The following is an 18,661-nucleotide window of genomic DNA, read 5'->3' as shown; positions in this document are numbered from 1 at the left end:
CCTCCATCATGCCCCGCCCGCCCCCGATGCCGTTCGCACTCCCGGGCCCGCCGGTCGCGCGAGCGCGGGGTGCGCCATGCGGCCTCCGGGCCGCCCAGCGCCCCAGGAGGGGCCGGGGGTACCCCAGGCGAAGCTCTGGCCCCGGCGCGGGCGGCCTACCGGGGCTGCGGGGATCTGCGCACGCCACACGCCGCTCACCGTCGTGCAGCGATGCGCCCAGACCCCGGGGGCCGCGACCCGGCGTTGTGTCCGAACAGGCGTCCACCACCCCCGAGTGGCGCGAGTGGATGAACAATTCCAAGGGGTCGGTGGGTGGGCGTGGGCCGTTTCGCTCCGGCGGATCGGTTTGCGAGAGTGTGGCCATGAGTGACGTTGTTATCCGTCGGGCCGAGTTCGATGACGCGCCCGCGCTGGCAGCCATGCGCTGGCGGTTCAAGGTGGAGGACAGCGGAGATGGAGTCCCCAGGGGTGAAGAGGAGTTCACCGCCGAGTGCGAGCAGTGGCTGCGTTCCCGGATGGCCGGGCTGTGGCGGGTCTGGGTCGCGGAAGTGGGTGGCCGTCCCTGTGGTCACGTGTTCGTGTGTCTCGTGGAGAAGGTCCCGAGTCCCTACCCGGGCTCCGACACCCTCGGCTACGTGACGAACTTCTATGTCGTCCCTGAACAGCGCAATCGCGGCCTGGGCAGGGCCTTGCTCGACGAGGTGACCGGCTATGCGCGCGCTCACGGCCTGGATACGTTGATCGTGTGGCCGTCCGAGCGCAGCGCGCCGCTGTACCGGCGCTGCGGGTTCGACGGACCGGGTGAACTCCTCGAACAGCCCATCGCGCCCAGCTGAGCGAAGTTCTTGCTTGTGACTGCGTGGACGATGCGAGGGCGTCAGGCCAGCTCGACCTCGAACGGCACCGAGGCCGCACCTCCAACCGTGTAGCCGTCCGAGTCCTGCAACGCATCCTCGCGCTCGCCGCCGCCATCTGGCACAACCACCGTACTGGCCCGCCGACCATGCGCGCGCTCACCGCCTACGATTCCTAATCTCTTTGTCAAGCCGCTGTCGTGACGGGTGGTATGGATTCATAGCACCGTCCGTCACGCAGCAAGGCCCACAGGACGTTGACGCGGCGGCGGGCGAGAGCGAGGACAGCCTGAGTGTGCCGTTTGCCCTCGGCGCGCTTGCGGTCGTAGAAGCGCCGGGACTCCTCGCAGTAGCGGATGCTGATCAACGCGGACGTGTAGAAGACGCGTTGAAGGCTGCGGCTGTATCTCTTCGGCCGGTGCAGATTGCCACTGATCTTCCCCGAGTCGCGGGGAGCCGGGGCGACGCCGGCGAACCCGGCGAGACGGTCCGGGGTGGCGAAGGCGGTCATGTCTCCCCCGGTGGCGGCAAGGAACTCGGCGCCCAGCAGGGGGCCGATGCCGGGCATGCTTGCGATCACCTCGGCGTTCTTGTGCTCGCGAAACCGGGCCTCGATGAGCTTGTCGATCTCGCCGACCTGCTCGTTGAGGCGCATCACCTCTTTCGCCAGGGTGTGGACGAGCTGGGCGGTCGGCTTCTCCCCGGTCACGCTGGTGTGCTGGCTCTCGGCGGCTTCCATGGCGGCCTGGGCCAGTTGGGCGGCCCCGCGAACCTTGCGATTGCGCAGCCAGGTCTCCAGTCGACGGACACCGGTCCGGCGGATGGCCGCCGCGGTCTGGTAGCCGGTGAGCAGGACGAGGGGACCGGCGTTGGTCAGGTCCAGGGCTCGTTCAAGGGCCGGGAAAATGCCAGTGAGACGGCCCCGCAGCCGGTTGATCACGCGGGTGCGGTCGTCGGTGAGGTCACGGCGGTGAACGGTGAGGATCTTCAGCTCGGTGACCAGCTCGTCCCCGGGCCGCAGAGGTTGCAGGTCCCGCCGGATCCGGGCCTGGTCGGCGATGACCGCGGCGTCCTTGGCATCGGTCTTGCCCTCACCTCGGTAGCCCTCGGAGGCCCGGCTGACGGCCATGCCGGGGATGTAGAGCGTGTGCTGGCCGTGATTGAGCAGCAGGTCAAGCAGCAGAGCGGCACCACCGTCGGCCAGGTCGATGCCCCAGGTGACCTCGTCGCCCAGGGCGAGGACATCGGCCAGAAGTCTGAGCAGCTCCGGTTCGTCGTTGGCCACCCGGCGGGACAGCAGCCGTCTGCCGGTATCGTCGACCACCACGCAGTGGTGGTGGGCCTTGCCGGCGTCGATACCGGCCCAGATCGCGGTCACACGCACTCTCCACTGGTCGCTTGCCTACCTGCACCACAGACGACCTCGCTGGCGAGTCCCTACTCAGCGATCGGATCGCAATTCCTAATCAGCAGCCGAGTCGTCGCGGGGTGTCGGGCGGCGAATCGTAAGAAGCCACACGAACGGCAGACCACTGAAAGCCACACCCGACACCCCTGGGTGAGCCAACCCTACGAATGGCTCGCTCATCCCGATCAACAAGGTAGGGACCATTGAACCCCTTGGAGTCGATCATCTAGCCACGAAGCAGCGTCGGGTCCAGACGGATGGCCACTGACCCAGGGTGCGGGGAAGTGCGCGTGCAGCCCGCCTCTCAGCGTTGGGCCCGAACGGACCGCCGCTATCCCGGGGGTCGCGGGGGGACTGCGCCCGCAACCCGCCTCTCACCGTCGTGTGGCGGAGACGCTCAGCCCCGGGGGCGCGAGGAACTGCGTGCCTGCCACGACGCAGCGCTGTATCCGGACGGACCGCCGTCACCCCGGGGGCGCGGGGAACTGCGCGACCAGCCCCCACCGAAGGCGCGGGTCGTCACCCGCCCGGAGGGTCTGTTCGGTCCGATCCGGACCACCGGCCCGTGGCCGGCGGGGCGCGCAGTTCCCCGCGCCCCGCGGAGGGGCACCCCCTGCCGGAGGGCAACCGCACGCCCCCGGCCCCGGCGACGCGCATCCACTGACGCAGCGGCAGCCCGGTCCCGGGCCACGCACCCGGGAACACATGCGCACCCCGCAGGGGATCAGTGACCGTCCCGCAACCGCAGCCCGCGGGGCGTCGCATGGAAGCCCGCCGCTTCCAACGCCCGCCCCAGCGGCGAGGTCAACGCGGACTCACCATTGGCACGCTCCACCGTGAGCTTCCCCAGCGCGCCCTCCCGCACCGCCAGCGCCAGCGCGTCCGCCGCGGCCTGCGTACGTATCTCGTCCATCGGCCAGGCCAGCAGCGACTTGCCGCCCCGCTCCACGTAGAGGGCAACCTCGCCGTCGGTGAGCACCACCAGGGCGCCTGCCTTGCGGCCGGGGCGGTGCCCGACGCCCGTCGGCTGCTCGGGCCACGGCAGGGCGGCACCGTACGGGTTGGCCGGGTCCGCCGCGGCGAGCACCACCGTCCTGGCACGGCCGGCCTGCTCCTCTTCCCGCTCCCGGGCCGTACTCAGCGCCCGCAGCCGGTCCACCGCCCCGTCCATCGCGAACTGCGCCGCGCCCAGCCCCTCGACCACATAGCCGCGCCGTGCCTGGCCGGTCTCCTCGAACGCCGCCAAGACCCGGTACGCCGCGGAGAACCCCCCTTCGACGCCTTCCGCCGCCACCGCGCCCCGGGTCACCACCCCGTGCCGGTCGAGCAGGGCGTGGGTGAGGGCGTGGGCCCGCAAGGTCGGGTCCTGCTCAGCTGTCGGGACCAGCGACCAGCGCCCCGCGGTGGTCGGCGGACCGCTGCGGGATGCCGTGGCGCGCGGCACGGCCCGGCTCGCGAGCGAGCTGTACCGGCCGCGCGGCACCGACCGGGGTGCCCTGTGCGCGGTCGCTCCCGCGGTGCGGCCGGAACCGAGCAGGGCGCGCAGCGGCGCGAGCGTGTCATTGGTGAGCCGTCCCGACCAGGCCAGATCCCAGACCGCGTCGGCGAGCTGCGGCTCCGTGGCTCCCAGGTCACCGGCTCTCACCTGGTCGGCGATCTGCCGGAAGAACAGCCCGTACCCGCCGGACAGCGCGGTCAGCACGGCCTGGTGGAGCGGGGTCAGCTCCAGCGGTTGCGGCGCCGGGAGCAGCAGCGGCGCGGTGTCGGCGAGGTAGAGCGAGACCCAGCCGTCCTTGCCCGGCAGCGCGCCGGCTCCGGCCCAGAGGATCTCGCCGGAGGCCGTCAGCTCGTCCAGCATCGCCGGGGAGTAGCCGGTGACCCGGGACGGCAGTACCAGCTTCTCCAGCGCGGACGCCGGCACCGACGCGCCCTGCAACTGCTCGACCGCCCGCGCCAGACCGTCCATCCCGCGCAGGCTGTGCGTGCCGACGTGCTGCCACTGCGGCAGGAAGACCCCCAGCGTCGCGGGCGGCACCGGCTCCAGCTCCTGCCGGAGCGCCGCCAGGGACCTGCGCCGCAGTCGGCGCAGCACTGTGGCGTCGCACCACTCCTGGCCCGCGCCGCCCGGCCTGAACTCGCCCTGCACCACCCGGCCGGCCGCGCCCAGCCGGTGCAGCACGCCGTCCGCCACCGCCGCCCCCAGCCCGAACCGCGCCGCCGCCTCCCCGGTCGTGAACGGGCCGTGCGTGCGGGCATAACGGGCCACCAGATCCCCGAGCGGATCCTTCACCGGCTCGGTGAACGCCACCGGCACCCCCACCGGCAGCGCCGTGCCCAGCGCGTCCCGCAGCCGTCCCGCGTCCTCGACCGCCGCCCAGTGCTCGGCCCCGGCGATCCGCACCCGGATCGCCCGCCGGGCGGACTCCAGCTCCGCGGCCCAGCCCGGATCGGCGCCCCTGGCGGCCAACTCCGCATCGGTCAGCGGGCCGAGCAGCCGCAGCAGGTCCGCGACGCCCTCGGCGCTCCTGGCCCGGCGGTCCTCGGTCAGCCACTGCAATTCGCGGTCCAGCTCGGCCAGCACATCGGCGTCGAGCAGTTCGCGCAGCTCGGCCTGCCCCAGCAGCTCCGCCAGCAACCGCGAGTCCAGCGACAGCGCCGCCGCCCGCCGCTCCGCCAGCGGCGAATCCCCCTCGTAGAGGAACTGCGCGACATAACCGAACAGCAGTGATCTGGCGAAGGGCGACGGCTCGGTCGTGGTGACCTCGACCAGCCGCACCCTGCGGGCCTCGATGTCGCCCATCAGCTCCACCAGACCTGGCACGTCGAAGACGTCCTGGAGGCACTCGCGCACCGCCTCCAGCACGATCGGGAACGACCCGAACTCGGAGGCGACCTCCAGCAACTGCGACGCCCGCTGGCGCTGCTGCCACAGCGGGGTGCGCTTGCCCGGGCTGCGGCGCGGCAGCAGCAGCGCGCGGGCCGCGCACTCCCGGAACCGGGAGGCGAACAGCGCGGAGCCGCCCACCTGCTCGGTGACCAACTGCTCGACCTCGCCCTTGTCGAAGGCGACATCGGCGGCCCCCACCGGCGACTGCTCGGGGTCGAATTCCGCCCCGTGCTGCACGGGGGCGACATCCAGCAGGTCAAGGCCCATCAGATCGGCGTCCGGCAGCCGCAGCACGATGCCGTCGTCGGCGTGCATCGCCTGGGCGTCCAGACCGTACTTCTCCTGGAGCCGGGCGCCGAGCGCCAGCGCCCAGGGCGCGTGCACCTGCGCGCCGAACGGGGAGTGGATGATCACCCGCCAGTCACCAAGCTCGTCACGGAAGCGCTCGACCACGATCGTGCGGTCGTCCGGGACGTGGCCGCAGGCCTGCCGCTGCTCGGTGAGATAGGCCAGCACGTTGTCGGCGGCCCAGGTGTCGAGGCCCGCCGCCGACAGCCGCTTCCTGGCCGGCTTCTCGGCAAGCGCGCCCACCTCGCGCAGCCACGCCCCCAGCGCCCGGCCCAGCTCCAGCGGGCGGCCGAGCTGGTCGCCCTTCCAGAAGGGCAGCCGCCCCGGCACACCGGGCGCGGGCGAGACCAGCACCCGGTCCCTGGTGATGTCCTCGATCCGCCAGGACGTGGTGCCCAGGGTGAAGACGTCGCCGACCCTCGACTCGTACACCATCTCCTCGTCCAGCTCGCCGACCCGCCCCCCGCCCTTCTTCGGGTCGGCGCCGGCCAGGAACACCCCGAACAGGCCCCGGTCCGGGATGGTGCCGCCCGAGGTGACGGCCAGCCGCTGCGTCCCCGGCCGTCCGGTCACCGTGTTCGCCACCCGGTCCCACACCAGCCGGGGGCGCAGCTCGGCGAAGGCGTCGGAGGGATAGCGCCCGGCGAGCATGTCGAGCACCGCCGTATAGGCCGAATGCGGCAGGGACGCGAAGGGCGCGGCGCGCCGCACCACCGTCAGCAGTTCGTCGACGTCCCAGCTGTCCAGCGCGGTCATGGCGACGATCTGCTGGGCCAGCACGTCCAGCGGGTTGGACGGCACCCGCAGCGACTCGATCGCCCCCGCCCGCATCCGCTCGGTGACCACCGCCGACTGCACCAGGTCACCGCGGTACTTGGGGAAGACCACTCCGGTGGACACCGCCCCGACCTGGTGTCCCGCGCGCCCGACCCGCTGGAGCCCCGAGGCCACCGACGGCGGCGACTCCACCTGGACGACCAGGTCGACGGCGCCCATGTCGATACCGAGTTCCAGACTGGAGGTGGCGACGACGGCCGGCAGCCGGCCGGCTTTCAGGTCCTCCTCGACCAGTGCCCGCTGCTCCTTGGACACCGAGCCGTGGTGGGCGCGGGCCAGCACCGGCGGGGCGCCACGGGCCGCACCCGACTGGGCCATGACCTCGGCGGGGGAGTGGGCCTCGGGCAGCGGACCGCCCTCCGCGCGCTCCTGGCCGATCTCATTGAGCCGGTTGCACAGCCGCTCGGCCAGTCTGCGCGAATTGGCGAAGACGATCGTCGAGCGATGTGCCTGCACCAGATCGGCGATCCGCTCCTCCACGTGCGGCCAGATCGAGGGCCGCTCGGCCGGACCCGCGGCGGGACCGCTGTGCTCGGCCTGGTCGGCGACCGGTGAGCCGCCCAGCTCGGCCAGATCCGGCACCGGCACCACCACCGACAGCTCGAACCGCTTCTGCGACGGGGGCTGGACGATGGCCACCCTGCGCTGCGGGGACAGATAGCGGGCGATCTCGTCCACCGGGCGGACGGTGGCCGACAGGCCGATCCGGCGGGCGGGCCGGTCCAGCAGGCGGTCGAGCCGTTCCAGCGACAGGGCCAGATGGGCGCCCCGCTTGGTGCCGGCCACCGCGTGCACCTCATCCAGGATCACCGTCTCCACCCCGCTCAGTGCCTCCCGGGCGGCGGAGGTGAGCATGAGGAAGAGCGATTCCGGAGTGGTGATCAGGATGTCGGGCGGCCTGGTGACCAGCGCGCGCCGCTCCGCGGGCGGGGTGTCCCCGGAGCGGATCCCGACGCGTACCTCGGGCTCGGGCAGCCCGAGGCGTACCGACTCCTGGCGCAGGCCCGCGAGCGGACTGCGCAGATTGCGCTCCACGTCCACCGCCAGGGCTTTCAGTGGTGAGACGTACAGCACCCGGCAGCGCTTGCGTGCCTCGGCCGGCGGCGGGGCGGCCGCGAGCCGGTCGAGTGCGGCCAGGAACGCGGCGAGTGTCTTGCCCGAACCGGTGGGGGCGACGACCAGCACGTCGGAGTCCTCGGCGATGGCCGTCCACGCCCCGGCCTGGGCGGGCGTGGGCTCGCTGAACGCCCCCGTGAACCACGCGCGGGTGGCGGGGGAGAAAGCATCGAGGCTGCTGCGACTGGACATGCCACCATCCTGCCTCGCCGCACCGACAGCCCGCTGAGCCAGAACCGCGACCTGTGGATAACTCCTGGCGCGGCCACGCCACAATGGCCTCATGATCCCGCGCGAGCAGGCCAGACACTGGGAGCACCCCGCGCTGCCGGGGGTGGATCTGCTGCACGCCCGCTACATCCGGCACACCTTCCCCCGACATGCCCATGACGGCTATGTGATCGCCGCGATCACCGGGGGAGTCGAGGGCATCGGGCTGCCGGACGGGGCCGAGCGGGCCGGTACGGGCGGTGTCGTCCTGATCAACCCCGAGACCCCGCACACGGCCTACGCGGGCACGGAGGAGGGCTGGGCCTACCGTGTCCTCTACCCCACCCGGCAGGTCGTCGCCGCGGTGGCCGCCGAGATCTCCCTGCCGCGCGGCACCCCGGCCTTCACCACCACCGTCCTGCACGACCCCGCCACGGCCCGGATGATCGCCGATGTCCACGCCGCCGCGGAGCGCGACAACGCGCTGGCGGCCGACACGTGCCTGCGGCTCCTGGTCGCCCGCCTGCTCACCCGGCACGGTGCAGGACCGGTCGCCGCTCGGGGCCGTCAGGGCGGCCGGGACGTCGCCGCCCGGGCACGGGAGATGCTGACGGCCAGGCTCGCGGAACCGCCGAGCCTGGAACAGCTCGCCGCCGAATTCGGCACCAGCCCCTTCGCCCTGCTGCGGGCGTTCAAGGCGGTCTACGGACTGCCCCCGCACGCCTGGCTGACCGGCGAGCGCGTCAAGGCCGCCCGCCAGCTGCTGGAGGCGGGGGTCGCGCCCGCGACCGCCGCGACCGCTGTCGGCTTCACCGACCAGCCGCACCTCAACCGCCACTTCACCCGCATCGTCGGCGTCCCGCCGGGTGCGTACCAACGCGAGCGCAAGAACGTACAAGACCTGGCGCCGGGTGCTTCCTAGCCTGGGCGGGTGACCGCACCACCGATACCCGATCGGGCCGCAGACCGGCCATCGTCCCCACTTCCCTCCTCGTCCCGCTCACGCGTGGTCCGCGACGCCCTCGGCGTCGGTGTGGCCGTGGGCCTGTCCGGTTTCGCCTTCGGCGTGACCTCGGCCGGCGCCGGGCTCACCGTGCTGCAGAGCTGCGTACTGTCCCTGCTGGTCTTCACCGGCGCGTCCCAGTTCGCCCTGGTCGGTGCGCTCGGCGCGGGCGGCAGCCCCTTCACGGCGGCGGCCGGCGCGCTCTTCCTCGGCGCCCGCAACGCCTTCTACGGACTCCGCCTGTCCCAGCTCCTGCGGCTGCCCGCGGTGCTGCGCCCACTGGCGGCGCAATGGGTCATCGACGAGTCCTCCGCGGTGGCGCTCGCCCAGCGTGACCGGGCCAGTGCCCGGCTCGGCTTCACCGTGACCGGTGCGAGCCTGTATGTGCTGTGGAATCTCACCACCCTGCTCGGCGCGCTGGGCGCCTCGGCGCTCGGCGACCCCGCGGCCTGGGGCCTGGACGCGGCCGGTCCCGCCGTCTTCCTCGCGCTGCTGGCCCCCATGGTCAAAGGCCGTACAGAACGCGCCGTCGCGGCCTTGGCGGTGGCCCTCGCGCTGACGGGGCTGCCCCTGCTGCCGGCCGGTGTGCCGGTGCTGGTCGCCGCCCTCGCCGCGCCACTGGTGCTGACGGCCGGCGGCCGAGGCCGCGGCGGAGCAGGCACCGCACCTGCCGGACCGGCGAAGGACGAGGCGCGGCAATGAGCACAGGCGCGAACACCTGGATGGCGATCACCGTGACGGCGGCAGGCTGCTACGCCGTGAAACTGCTGGGTCTGTCCGTACCGGCAGGGGTGCTGGAACGACCGCTGGTCAAGCGGCTCGCGGCCCTGGTGCCGATCGCGCTGCTCGCCGCGCTCACCGCACTGCAGACCTTCGGGACCGATCAGCTGCGCCTTGCCGTCGACGCGCGCGCCGCCGGGCTCGCGGCCGCCTGGGTCGCGGTGCTGCTGCGGGCGCCGTTCCTGGTGGTGATCGCGGCAGCGGTGCTCGTCACCGCGGCGGTACGCGCGCTGTCCGGCGCATGGTGACGGCGGGCGGGATCCGCACGGCGGGCGCGCGATACTGGCAGCCATGCGGTTGACGACTTTCTGGGAACGAATGCGCGCCCACTTCGGTGACGCCTACGCCGACTCCTTCGCACGTGACCATGTCATGGCGGAACTGGGCGGGCGTACGGTCCACCAGGCGCTGGACGACGGCTGGGAGACCAAGGACGTCTGGCGTGCGGTGTGCGCCGCGATGGACGTACCCGCCGCCCGGCGCTGACCCGCCGCCGCCCGGCGCTGACCCGCCGCCGCCCGGCGCTGACCCGCCGCCGCCCGGCGCTGACCCGCCGCCGGCCGGACGCCCCGCGCTGTCCGGCCGGCCACGCCGGAGCCGCAGCCGGCGCACCTGCTGCGCCGAATGAGTCGATATATCAGGACTTTCCCCCCGGGCGGGGCGACACTTGGCGCGTGGCAGGAAGCGACGACACCCCCGATCCGGCCACGCCTCCTGCGCCGCCCCCCGACGGACCCGGACCGCCCGACACGCCGCGCGCGCCCCGCGCCCGTATGCCGCGCTGGCTGCCGCGCGCAGTGGTGCTGACCCTCGCGCTCATCGCCTGCTACCAGTTCGCGCACTGGGCCTTCGACCGGCTCATCGGACTGCTGGTCAACGTGCTGATCTCGTTCTTCTGCGCCGTGGCCATCGAGCCCGCGGTGGACTGGATGGCCACCCGCAAGGTGCGCCGCGGGCTGGCCACCGGCCTGGTCATCCTCGTGGTCCTGATCGCGGCGGCGGGCTTCGTCCTGGCGCTCGGCTCGCTGCTGGTCGATCAGATCAGCACCATCGTGCGCAATCTGCCGCGGTACGTGGACGACGTCGTGGTGTGGATCAACAAGACCTTCCACTCGCACCTCGACACCGGCGATCTCAGGGACAACGTCCTGCACTCCAACTGGGTGCGCACCTACCTCGCGAACGGCGCCAGCAGCGTGTGGGGACTGTCGGCCACCGTCATCGGCACCGTGTTCCAGATCCTCACCGTGCTGCTGTTCACCTACTACTTCGCCGCCGACGGCCCGCGGCTGCGGCGGGCGCTGTGCTCCGTGCTGCCGCCCGCCCACCAGTCCGAGGTGCTGCGGGCCTGGGAGATCGCGGTCGCCAAGACCGGCGGCTATCTCTACTCCCGCGCTCTGATGGCGCTGATCTCCGGGATCGCGCACTACATCCTGCTCCAGGTGCTCGGAGTGCCCTACGCGCCCGCGCTCGCGGTCTGGGTCGGACTGGTCTCGCAGTTCATCCCGACCGTCGGCACCTATCTGGCGGGCGCGCTGCCGGTCCTGATCGCGTTCACCGAGGACCCGTGGGACGCCCTGTGGGTGCTGTGCTTCGTCGTGGTCTACCAGCAGTTCGAGAACTACCTGCTCCAGCCGCGGATCACCGCGCGCACCGTGGACATCCACCCTGCTGTCGCCTTCGGCTCGGTCATCGCGGGGACCGCCCTGCTCGGCGCGGTCGGCGCCCTCATCGCGATTCCCGTGACCGCCACACTCCAGGGTTTCTTCGCGGCCTACGTGCGGCGCTACGAGGTGACCGATCCCCGGGCCTGACGCCCCGGCGGGTCGCTTGACACGGAATTCGAACATCCATTCTTATGTAAGCGCCGGACGGATTCCCGGGTCGGCGGCAAGGATTCGGACCGGAACCGCTGGTCGGAACCGCCCGAGTTATCCACAGGCCGGAGCGACGTCCGGGCGCGTTGTCAGTGGCAGGCGCTAGCGTCGTGGACGTGAAGCGATCGAACCAGACATCCCGGGTGGAGCCCATGGCAGGAAACGACCGCGACAAGGCGCTCGACGCCGCGCTCGCGCAGATTGAACGGCAGTTCGGCAAAGGCGCGGTCATGCGCCTCGGCGACCGGCCGAATGAGCCCATCGAGGTCATCCCCACCGGGTCGACCGCGCTGGACGTGGCCCTCGGCGTCGGCGGACTGCCGCGCGGCCGGGTGGTGGAGGTGTACGGCCCCGAGTCCTCAGGAAAGACCACGCTGACCCTGCACGCGGTGGCCAACGCGCAGAAGGCCGGCGGCACCGTGGCGTTCGTGGACGCCGAGCACGCCCTCGACCCCGACTACGCCAAGGCCCTCGGCGTGGACACCGACAACCTTCTGCTGTCGCAGCCGGACACCGGCGAGCAGGCGCTGGAGATCGTGGACATGCTGGTCCGCTCCGGCGCCATCGACCTCATCGTGATCGACTCCGTGGCAGCCCTCGTGCCGCGGGCCGAGATCGAGGGCGAGATGGGCGACTCGCACGTCGGCCTCCAGGCCCGGCTGATGAGCCAGGCGCTCCGCAAGATCACCAGCGCGCTCAACCAGTCGAAGACCACCGCGATCTTCATCAACCAGCTCCGCGAGAAGATCGGTGTGATGTTCGGCTCGCCGGAGACCACCACCGGTGGCCGGGCGCTGAAGTTCTACGCCTCGGTCCGGCTCGACATCCGCCGGATCGAGACGCTCAAGGACGGCACCGACGCGGTCGGCAACCGCACGCGCGTCAAGGTCGTCAAGAACAAGGTCGCGCCGCCCTTCAAGCAGGCCGAGTTCGACATCCTCTACGGCCACGGCATCAGCCGTGAGGGCGGTCTGATCGACATGGGCGTCGAGCACGGCTTCGTCCGCAAGTCCGGCGCCTGGTACACGTACGAGGGCGACCAGCTCGGCCAGGGCAAGGAGAACGTCCGCAACTTCCTCAAGGACAATCCGGACCTGGCGGACGAGATCGAGAAGCGGATCAAGGAGAAGCTGGGCGTCGGCGTGCCGAAGAAGGTCGAGGCGGCACCGGCGGCCCAGCCGGGCGCCGATGCGGCAGATGCCGCGGCGCCGGCCAAGGCCGAGGTTCCGGCACCGAAGAAGGCTGCCAAGGCCACCGCTGCCAAGGCCTGACGCCATGGCGCGCAGAACCCAGGAGCGCGGCGGCTCTTCCGAGTCGAGGGCCTCGCAAGAGCCGCCGCTCGATCCCGAGGAGCAGGCGCGGGCACTGTGCCTGCGCCTGCTCACCGGGACGCCGCGCACGCGCCGGCAGCTCGCCGACGCCATGCGCAAGCGCGAGATCCCCGACGAGGTCGCCGAACACGTCCTGGAGCGCTTCCAGGACGTGGGGCTGATTGACGATCAGGCGTTCGCCAACGCCTGGGTGGAGTCACGGCACCGCGGCCGCGGCCTGGCCCGCCGGGCACTCGCCCAGGAACTGCGTCACCGCGGGGTGGACGCCGAGTTGGTGACCGAGGCCGTCGGCCTGCTCGACCCCGAGCAGGAGGAGGAGACCGCACGGGCCCTCGTACAGCGAAAACTGTCCGGCACCCGCGGCCTTGACCGGGACCGGCGGATCCGGCGGCTGGCCGGAATGCTCGCACGCAAGGGATACGGCGAGGGGCTGGCACTGAGAGTGGTGCGCGACGCCCTCGCGCAGGAGAAGGACGACGACGACGCCGAGCTGCGGCCCGGCGTCGAGGGACAGGACGCATGGGAATAGCCGAGCGGCCGGGCAGGCAGGCAGAGCGGCGCCCGCACCGGCCGCGGCCTACCGCGTACGCCCGCTGACCCGCGTACCCGCCGCGCCGCTCCCCGGGGCCTCTCGGGCGTCATCGTGCTGGTCGTCGGCGTCCGGGCCGTCCCCCTCGGCCGAGGTCGGCGGACCGCCGCGAGCCAGATCGGCATAGGAGTACAGCTCCGCCGGACGGCAGCCGACCATGGACGTGACCAGATGGCCGTCCGGCCGGATCAGCAGCACACTGTGCGCCGTCGCACCCGGGTAGGTCTCGGCCACCAGCAGTTCCGCCGGAGTGGGCAGCGCGGCGACCGCGGACGCCAGCCGGGGCATCAGCCCGGCCGTCAGCCAGTGCCTGCTCTCCCACACCCCGGTGCCGGGCGCGATCAGGACCACCACCAGCCCCCGCCCCAGCCGGTCCCGCAGGCGCCCGACCGTACCGTCGAGCGCCGTCACCTGCACATCGCTGACCCGGCCGCCCGGCGGCGTGTCGCACCCCGCCACCAGCGGCGACGCCCCGGACCTGCCCCCGCCCGATCGCGGCGCGGGCAGCGCCAGCGGCGAACGCCCGTAGACCCGGGAGGCGGCTGCCGCCCCCCGCCCCAGGTGGCTGTCGGTCAGCAGTTCCGCCTGCCCGCGGGTCGACCCCGACAGCAGCGACTGCCGTACGTTCTGCCAGGCACCGCTCGCCCGGAGCATCGGGAGCACCTGGTCGGTGGCCCGCAGCCGGGCGCCGACCGCGCCGCGCCGCTCGGCCTCGTAACTGTTGAGCAGGAGTTTGGACGCGCCGTCGTGCCACGCGAGGGCCAGCTTCCAGCACAGGTTCTCGGCGTCCCGCAGCCCCTCCTCGACACTCTGCGCCCCGAGCGCCCCCATCAGGTGTGCGGCGTCCCCGGCAAGGAAGACCCGGCCGGACCGCCACCGCCTGGCCAGCCGCTGATGCACCGAGTAGTCGGCGGAGCCCACGACCTCGTAGGGCACGACGCTGCCGCACCACGCGGTGAGCGTGCCGCGCAGCCGCTCCACCAGAGCGTCAGGGGTGAGCGCACGCGCCTGCACCGGCAGCAGCCAGTCCAGCCGCCACAACCCCTCGGGAAGCGGCCGCGCCGTCACCTCCTGCCCGGCCGGCGCCCCCGGCGGGTCCCGGTGCAGCAGGGCCACGCCCGGCTCGGGAAGGTCGGCGCGCACCACCGCCACAGCGTGCCGGTCCACCGCCGTGCGGCCCGGGAAACGCACCCCCAGCAGCTTGCGGACCGTCGACCGCGGGCCGTCGCAGCCCACCAGATAGCTGCCCCGCCACCAGGTGTCGTGCGAGCCGTTGGTGTGCACCGTGACCCCGCGTCCGTCCTGCTCCAGCGCGTCCACCCGGCAGCCCGCCACGATCCGGACGGAGCCGCAGCCGAGCAGCGCCTGCCGCAGGCCGTTCTCCAGCCGGTGCTGCGCGATGTGCACCGGGGCCTCGTCCGCCCCGAAGTCGATCCGCGCCACCTCGTCGCGCCGGCGTACGGTCCGCCAGCCGGTCCAGGCGGCGCCGTCCTCGCGGACGGCGGGACAGCCGAGCCGCTCGACCAGCGCGACTTCTGCCGGACCGAGCACGGCGGTGCGCGAGCGCCGCAGCCCCTCGGCGTCGGCGATCACCTCCGCCTCGTCGAGGAGGATGACGGGGACGTCGCGGCGGGCCAGCGCGAGGGCGAGGGTCAGGCCCACAGGGCCTGCCCCCGCGACGATCACCGGGTCCACTCAGCTGCCCCCGGAAGAAGTGCGGTCACAAAGCGTATGCAACCCACTGCGCCTGCCCACGTCAAGCGACAGTCGCGCGTCGGCGCGGTGCGCCGACAGCACACCGGGCGCATGCCGTACGCACCGGACGGCGCCCGTGACGCGTACCGGCTCGGTAACGGTCGGCACCGTGAGCCGGTACCCCCTTGACGCACCCCCGGCCGATCAGCGTGGATTCGGTCACGGGGGCCGAAATGCGGCCCCCGGCCGCACGGCGGACCGGTGACGGGCAGACCGGCCGCCTCAGGCCGCCGCCGGCCGCGGGAAGGCCGCAGGACAGCCGGACGCACCCCACAGGGCCCGACCGGGCCGGGCCGGACGTGGCCGGACAGAAGGAGGAGACCACAGATGCGGCTGCTGCTGGTGGAGGACGACGACCGGGTTGCCGCGGCCGTCTCCGCACTCCTCGGCAAGCACGGATTCGACGTCAGGCACGCCCGCAGCGGCGAGGAGGCGATCCAGGCGCTGCTGCCCGACGGCGGGCCCTCCTTCGACTGCGTCCTGCTGGACCTCGGCCTGCCCGACCAGGACGGTTTCGAGGTGTGCAGCCGGATCAGGCGCCGGACCGCCACTCCGGTGATCATGGTCACCGCCCGTGCCGATGTCAGGTCCCGGATCCACGGTCTGAACCTGGGCGCCGACGACTACATCGTGAAGCCCTACGACACCGGGGAACTGATCGCCCGTATCCACGCTGTCAGCCGCCGTCTGCCGCTCAGTCCCGCCGGCCTCGCTCCGCCCGGCCCGGGTCCCGGGGGTGGGCCGGCCGCGGGTGCGCAGACCGCCGAACCCGCCGGGCAGCGCACCCGGCTGCTGCTCGGCCCGATCGCCATCGAACTGCCCAGCCGCCGGGTCACCGTGGACGGCGACCCGATCGTGCTGACCCGAAAGGAGTTCGACCTGCTGGCGCTGCTCGCCGGGCGGCCCGGGGTGGTCTTCCGCCGGGAGCAGATCATCAGCGAGGTGTGGCGGACCGCGTGGGAGGGTACGGGCCGCACCCTTGAGGTCCATGTGGCGTCCCTGCGCTCGAAGCTGCGCACCCCGGCCATGATCGAGACGGTGCGCGGGGTCGGCTACCGGCTCGTCGTGCCGTCCGCCGGCTGACCCGCGACCGGCCGAGGTCCCGCACCATGCGCACCCGACTGCTCCCGCTGCTGATCGTGCTGATGGCGGGTGTCCTGCTGGCCCTCGGCATCCCGCTGGCCGCGAGCCTGGCCGCCGCGCAGCAGCAGCGCGTCGTCGTCGACCGGATCGACGACACCACGCGCTTCGCCGCGCTGGCGCAGTTCGTCACCGCTCGCGACGAACAGAAGTCCCTCGTGGACAGTGTGGACGGCGAAAGGCTGCACACATTGCGCACGGAACTCGCCAGATACGAGCAGCTCTACGGCATCAGCGCCGGCGTCTTCTACCGCGACAGCACCGCGATGGCCACAGCTCCCAAGAGCTGGCAGCTGCCCGCCGAAGGCGAACTCTACGACGCCTATGAGTCGGCGCTGCTGGGCCGGCGCGCGCACCACCCGGCGCAGGTGTGGCCCTGGCAGCACCGCAGGCTCGCCATTGCCTCGCCGATCGTGCGGGACGGCGACGTGGTGGCGGTCGTCGTCACCGATTCGCCGACCGGCGCCCTGCGGTCCCGCATCCTGCACGGCTGGATGCTGCTGGCGGCGGGTGAACTCGCGGCCATGGTCATCGCCGTGCTGTGCGCGGTGCGGCTGACCGGCTGGGTGCTGCTGCCGGTGGCGACCCTGGACCGGGTCACCCACGACATCGCCACCGGCCGGATGAAATCCCGCGTCGGGCCGGCCGGCGGGCCGCCGGAACTGCGGCGCCTGATCCGTTCGTTCAACGAGATGGCCGACAACGTCGAGGCCGTGCTCGACCAGCAGCGCGCCTTCGTCGCCGACGCCTCGCACCAGCTGCGCAATCCGCTGTCGGCGCTGCTGCTGCGGATCGAACTCCTCGGCCTCGAACTGCCCGAGGGGCATACGGAGGCCGAGTCGGTCAAGGAGGAAGGGCTGCGGCTGGCCCAGGTGCTCGACGATCTGCTGGGCCTCGCGGTCGCCGAGAGTTCCGGCAGCCATCTGGTGGCCGTGGACATCGTGGCCATGGCCCGCACCCGTACAGCCGCCTGGCGGCCGGTCGCGGACCGGGCGGGCGTCGTCATGGACTTCGGCGCGCCGCCCGTCGGCTCCGCGGTGACCGGGTGGGCCGACCCCGTCGCCCTGTCCAGCGCGTTGGACGCGGTGCTGGACAACGCGATCAAATTCACCCCTGCGGGCTCCGCCGTCACCGTCGTGGTGGCGGCCGACAGCGACAGCGCCAGGGTCGTGGTCGCCGACAGCGGCCCCGGGCTGGCGGACGACGAGCTGCCCAGGATCGGTGACCGCTTCTGGCGCAGCGCCCGGCATCAGAACGTGCAGGGTTCGGGGCTCGGTCTGTCCATTGCGAGGGCCCTGCTCACCCAGAGCGGCGGCGCCATCGGGTACGGCCACCACGATCCGTGCGGCCTTGAGGTCACCCTCACCGTGCCGCGCACGGCTCCGGTGGTGGCGACGTAGCGGCGGACCGCTCGTACATGGCGACGGCCCTGACATGTACGGCTTCCGCGGGTGGCGCGGTCACCTTGGCTTCCACAGCTTCCACAGTTTCCACAGCTTCTACGGCTTTACCGAGCGGTAGTAGCGTTCCGCGCCCACGTGCAACGGCAGCGGATCGGTGAAGACCGCGGTGCGCAGGTCCACCAGTTGGGCCGCGTGCACGACCGTGCCGATGGCGTCCCGGCTGTCGATCACCGCCCGGGTCAGCCGCTGCACCAGCCCGGCGTCCGCGCGGTCGGTGGTGACCAGCAGATTGGCCACCGCGATGGTCGCCACCGCCTTGCCGCCCTGCGCCGAGGGATAGGCGTCGGCCGGCATGACCGCCTGCCGGTAGTAGGCCATGTCGGGACCCAGCGCGTGCAGCGGCGCCACCAGGTCGCCGAGCTGCACCAGCTTGATCCGTGCCACCGGGGACGTCATTGCCGCGACCGCGGCGGTCGGCAGCCCGCCCGACCAGAAGAAGGCGTCGAGCCGGCCGTCGAGCAGCATCGCGGGCGCCTGGTCGATGCCGACCGGCTCCGCCGTCACGTCCCTGTCCATTTCCATGCCCGCCGCGGTGAACAGCCGGCGGGTGATGAGGTTGACCCCGGAGTCGGCCTGCCCGACCCCGACCGTCAGGTGGCGCAGGTCACGGATCGAGTGGACGGGGGAGTCGTACGGCACGACCAGCTGCATGTAGTCGTCGTAGAGCCGCGCGACCGCGCGCAGGTCCGACTTGCCGGGGCCGTCGTAACTTGCCACGGCGTCGGCCGCCGCAATGGTGAAGTCGGACCGCCCCGACGCGACCCGCTTGATGTTGTCGACCGATCCCTCGGTGTGCTGCAGCGTCACATCGACCCCGGGCAGCGCGGTGCGCAGGTCCCCCTGCAGCAGCATCCCGTACTTCTCGTAGACCCCGTTGGCGACGCCTGTCGCAAACGACAGCGGAGCACGCGGATAGCCGGGCCCGCCGGACGGCACCAGCCACCAGACCAGCAGTGCGAGCGCCGACGCGGCGGCCAGCACGGTCTGCAGCGCCCGCCGGCGCCGGGCGCGGCGGCCCTGCGGCCACAGCACACCGGGGCGGGGGAGGTCCATGCCCCGCGAT

At 72.6% G+C, this 18,661-nt stretch carries 14 protein-coding genes and 1 pseudogene; 11 read left to right on the top strand and 4 right to left on the bottom strand.

Going from position 1 to position 18,661, the window contains the following annotated elements; all coding sequences use genetic code 11:
• The first annotated feature begins 362 nt into the window (after window positions 1-362).
• Window positions 363-836 (top strand): GNAT family N-acetyltransferase, encoded by a 474-nt coding sequence (locus tag OHA86_RS09285; protein ID WP_329174051.1) that lies wholly within the window; start codon window positions 363-365, stop codon window positions 834-836.
• 44 nt (window positions 837-880) lie between these two features.
• A pseudogene (locus tag OHA86_RS09280) lies at window positions 881-1,033 on the top strand (IS982 family transposase); the annotation flags it as partial.
• An 8-nt stretch (window positions 1,034-1,041) separates the two neighbouring features.
• Here OHA86_RS09280 and OHA86_RS09275 read toward each other — a convergent pair.
• Both OHA86_RS09275 and OHA86_RS09270 read right to left on the bottom strand, forming a co-directional pair.
• A complete protein-coding gene (locus OHA86_RS09275; RefSeq protein WP_329171310.1) occupies window positions 1,042-2,232 on the bottom strand; it encodes an IS110 family transposase in 1,191 nt (396 codons plus the stop codon).
• Between the two features lie 754 nt (window positions 2,233-2,986).
• A complete protein-coding gene (locus OHA86_RS09270) occupies window positions 2,987-7,642 on the bottom strand; it encodes an ATP-dependent helicase (RefSeq protein WP_329174050.1) in 4,656 nt (1,551 codons plus the stop codon).
• A gap of 91 nt (window positions 7,643-7,733) precedes the next feature.
• Between OHA86_RS09270 and OHA86_RS09265 the strand changes: the two genes are divergently transcribed.
• The 7 genes from OHA86_RS09265 to recX all read left to right on the top strand — a co-directional run bounded on the left by OHA86_RS09265 (window position 7,734) and on the right by recX (window position 13,180).
• A complete protein-coding gene (locus OHA86_RS09265; protein WP_329174049.1) occupies window positions 7,734-8,582 on the top strand; it encodes an AraC family transcriptional regulator in 849 nt (282 codons plus the stop codon).
• A gap of 24 nt (window positions 8,583-8,606) precedes the next feature.
• On the top strand, window positions 8,607-9,365 hold the full coding sequence (locus tag OHA86_RS09260) for an AzlC family ABC transporter permease (protein WP_329182333.1): 759 nt from the start codon (window positions 8,607-8,609) through the stop codon (window positions 9,363-9,365).
• Window positions 9,362-9,691 carry an AzlD domain-containing protein gene (locus OHA86_RS09255; RefSeq protein WP_329174047.1) on the top strand — a complete coding sequence of 110 codons (330 nt, stop codon included), beginning with the start codon at window positions 9,362-9,364 and terminating at the stop codon, window positions 9,689-9,691. The genes OHA86_RS09260 and OHA86_RS09255 overlap by 4 nt, the downstream gene beginning before the upstream one ends.
• Window positions 9,692-9,734: 43 nt before the next feature.
• Window positions 9,735-9,929 carry a DUF3046 domain-containing protein gene (locus OHA86_RS09250; RefSeq protein ID WP_329174045.1) on the top strand — a complete coding sequence of 65 codons (195 nt, stop codon included), beginning with the start codon at window positions 9,735-9,737 and terminating at the stop codon, window positions 9,927-9,929.
• 188 nt (window positions 9,930-10,117) lie between these two features.
• Window positions 10,118-11,257: an AI-2E family transporter gene (locus OHA86_RS09245; protein ID WP_329174044.1), complete on the top strand. Its 1,140-nt coding sequence runs from the start codon at window positions 10,118-10,120 to the stop codon at window positions 11,255-11,257.
• A 215-nt stretch (window positions 11,258-11,472) separates the two neighbouring features.
• Complete coding sequence (recA, locus tag OHA86_RS09240; protein WP_329182331.1) at window positions 11,473-12,591, top strand: recombinase RecA; 1,119 nt, start codon at window positions 11,473-11,475, stop codon at window positions 12,589-12,591.
• Window positions 12,509-13,180: a recombination regulator RecX gene (recX, locus tag OHA86_RS09235; protein ID WP_329174042.1), complete on the top strand. Its 672-nt coding sequence runs from the start codon at window positions 12,509-12,511 to the stop codon at window positions 13,178-13,180. Before recA ends, recX begins: the two co-directional genes overlap by 83 nt.
• A 48-nt stretch (window positions 13,181-13,228) precedes the next feature.
• Here recX and OHA86_RS09230 read toward each other — a convergent pair whose 3' ends face one another.
• Window positions 13,229-14,935 (bottom strand): FAD-dependent monooxygenase, encoded by a 1,707-nt coding sequence (locus tag OHA86_RS09230; protein ID WP_329174039.1) that lies wholly within the window; start codon window positions 14,933-14,935, stop codon window positions 13,229-13,231.
• 387 nt (window positions 14,936-15,322) lie between these two features.
• On the opposite strand from OHA86_RS09230, the gene OHA86_RS09225 reads away from it, so the two are divergent.
• Both OHA86_RS09225 and OHA86_RS09220 read left to right on the top strand, forming a co-directional pair.
• On the top strand, window positions 15,323-16,078 hold the full coding sequence (locus tag OHA86_RS09225; RefSeq protein ID WP_329174038.1) for a response regulator transcription factor: 756 nt from the start codon (window positions 15,323-15,325) through the stop codon (window positions 16,076-16,078).
• 26 nt (window positions 16,079-16,104) lie between these two features.
• On the top strand, window positions 16,105-17,535 hold the full coding sequence (locus OHA86_RS09220; RefSeq protein WP_329174036.1) for a sensor histidine kinase: 1,431 nt from the start codon (window positions 16,105-16,107) through the stop codon (window positions 17,533-17,535).
• Window positions 17,536-17,634: 99 nt separating this feature from the next.
• Here the strand turns inward: OHA86_RS09220 and OHA86_RS09215 are convergent, their stop codons facing one another.
• A complete protein-coding gene (locus OHA86_RS09215; protein ID WP_329174034.1) occupies window positions 17,635-18,651 on the bottom strand; it encodes a TAXI family TRAP transporter solute-binding subunit in 1,017 nt (338 codons plus the stop codon).
• Between the last annotated feature and the right edge of the window lie 10 nt (window positions 18,652-18,661).

Source organism: Streptomyces sp. NBC_01477, assembly GCF_036227245.1.
In the GTDB taxonomy this organism is placed as follows: domain Bacteria; phylum Actinomycetota; class Actinomycetes; order Streptomycetales; family Streptomycetaceae; genus Actinacidiphila.
This window is presented reverse-complemented; position numbering and strand designations above follow the sequence as displayed.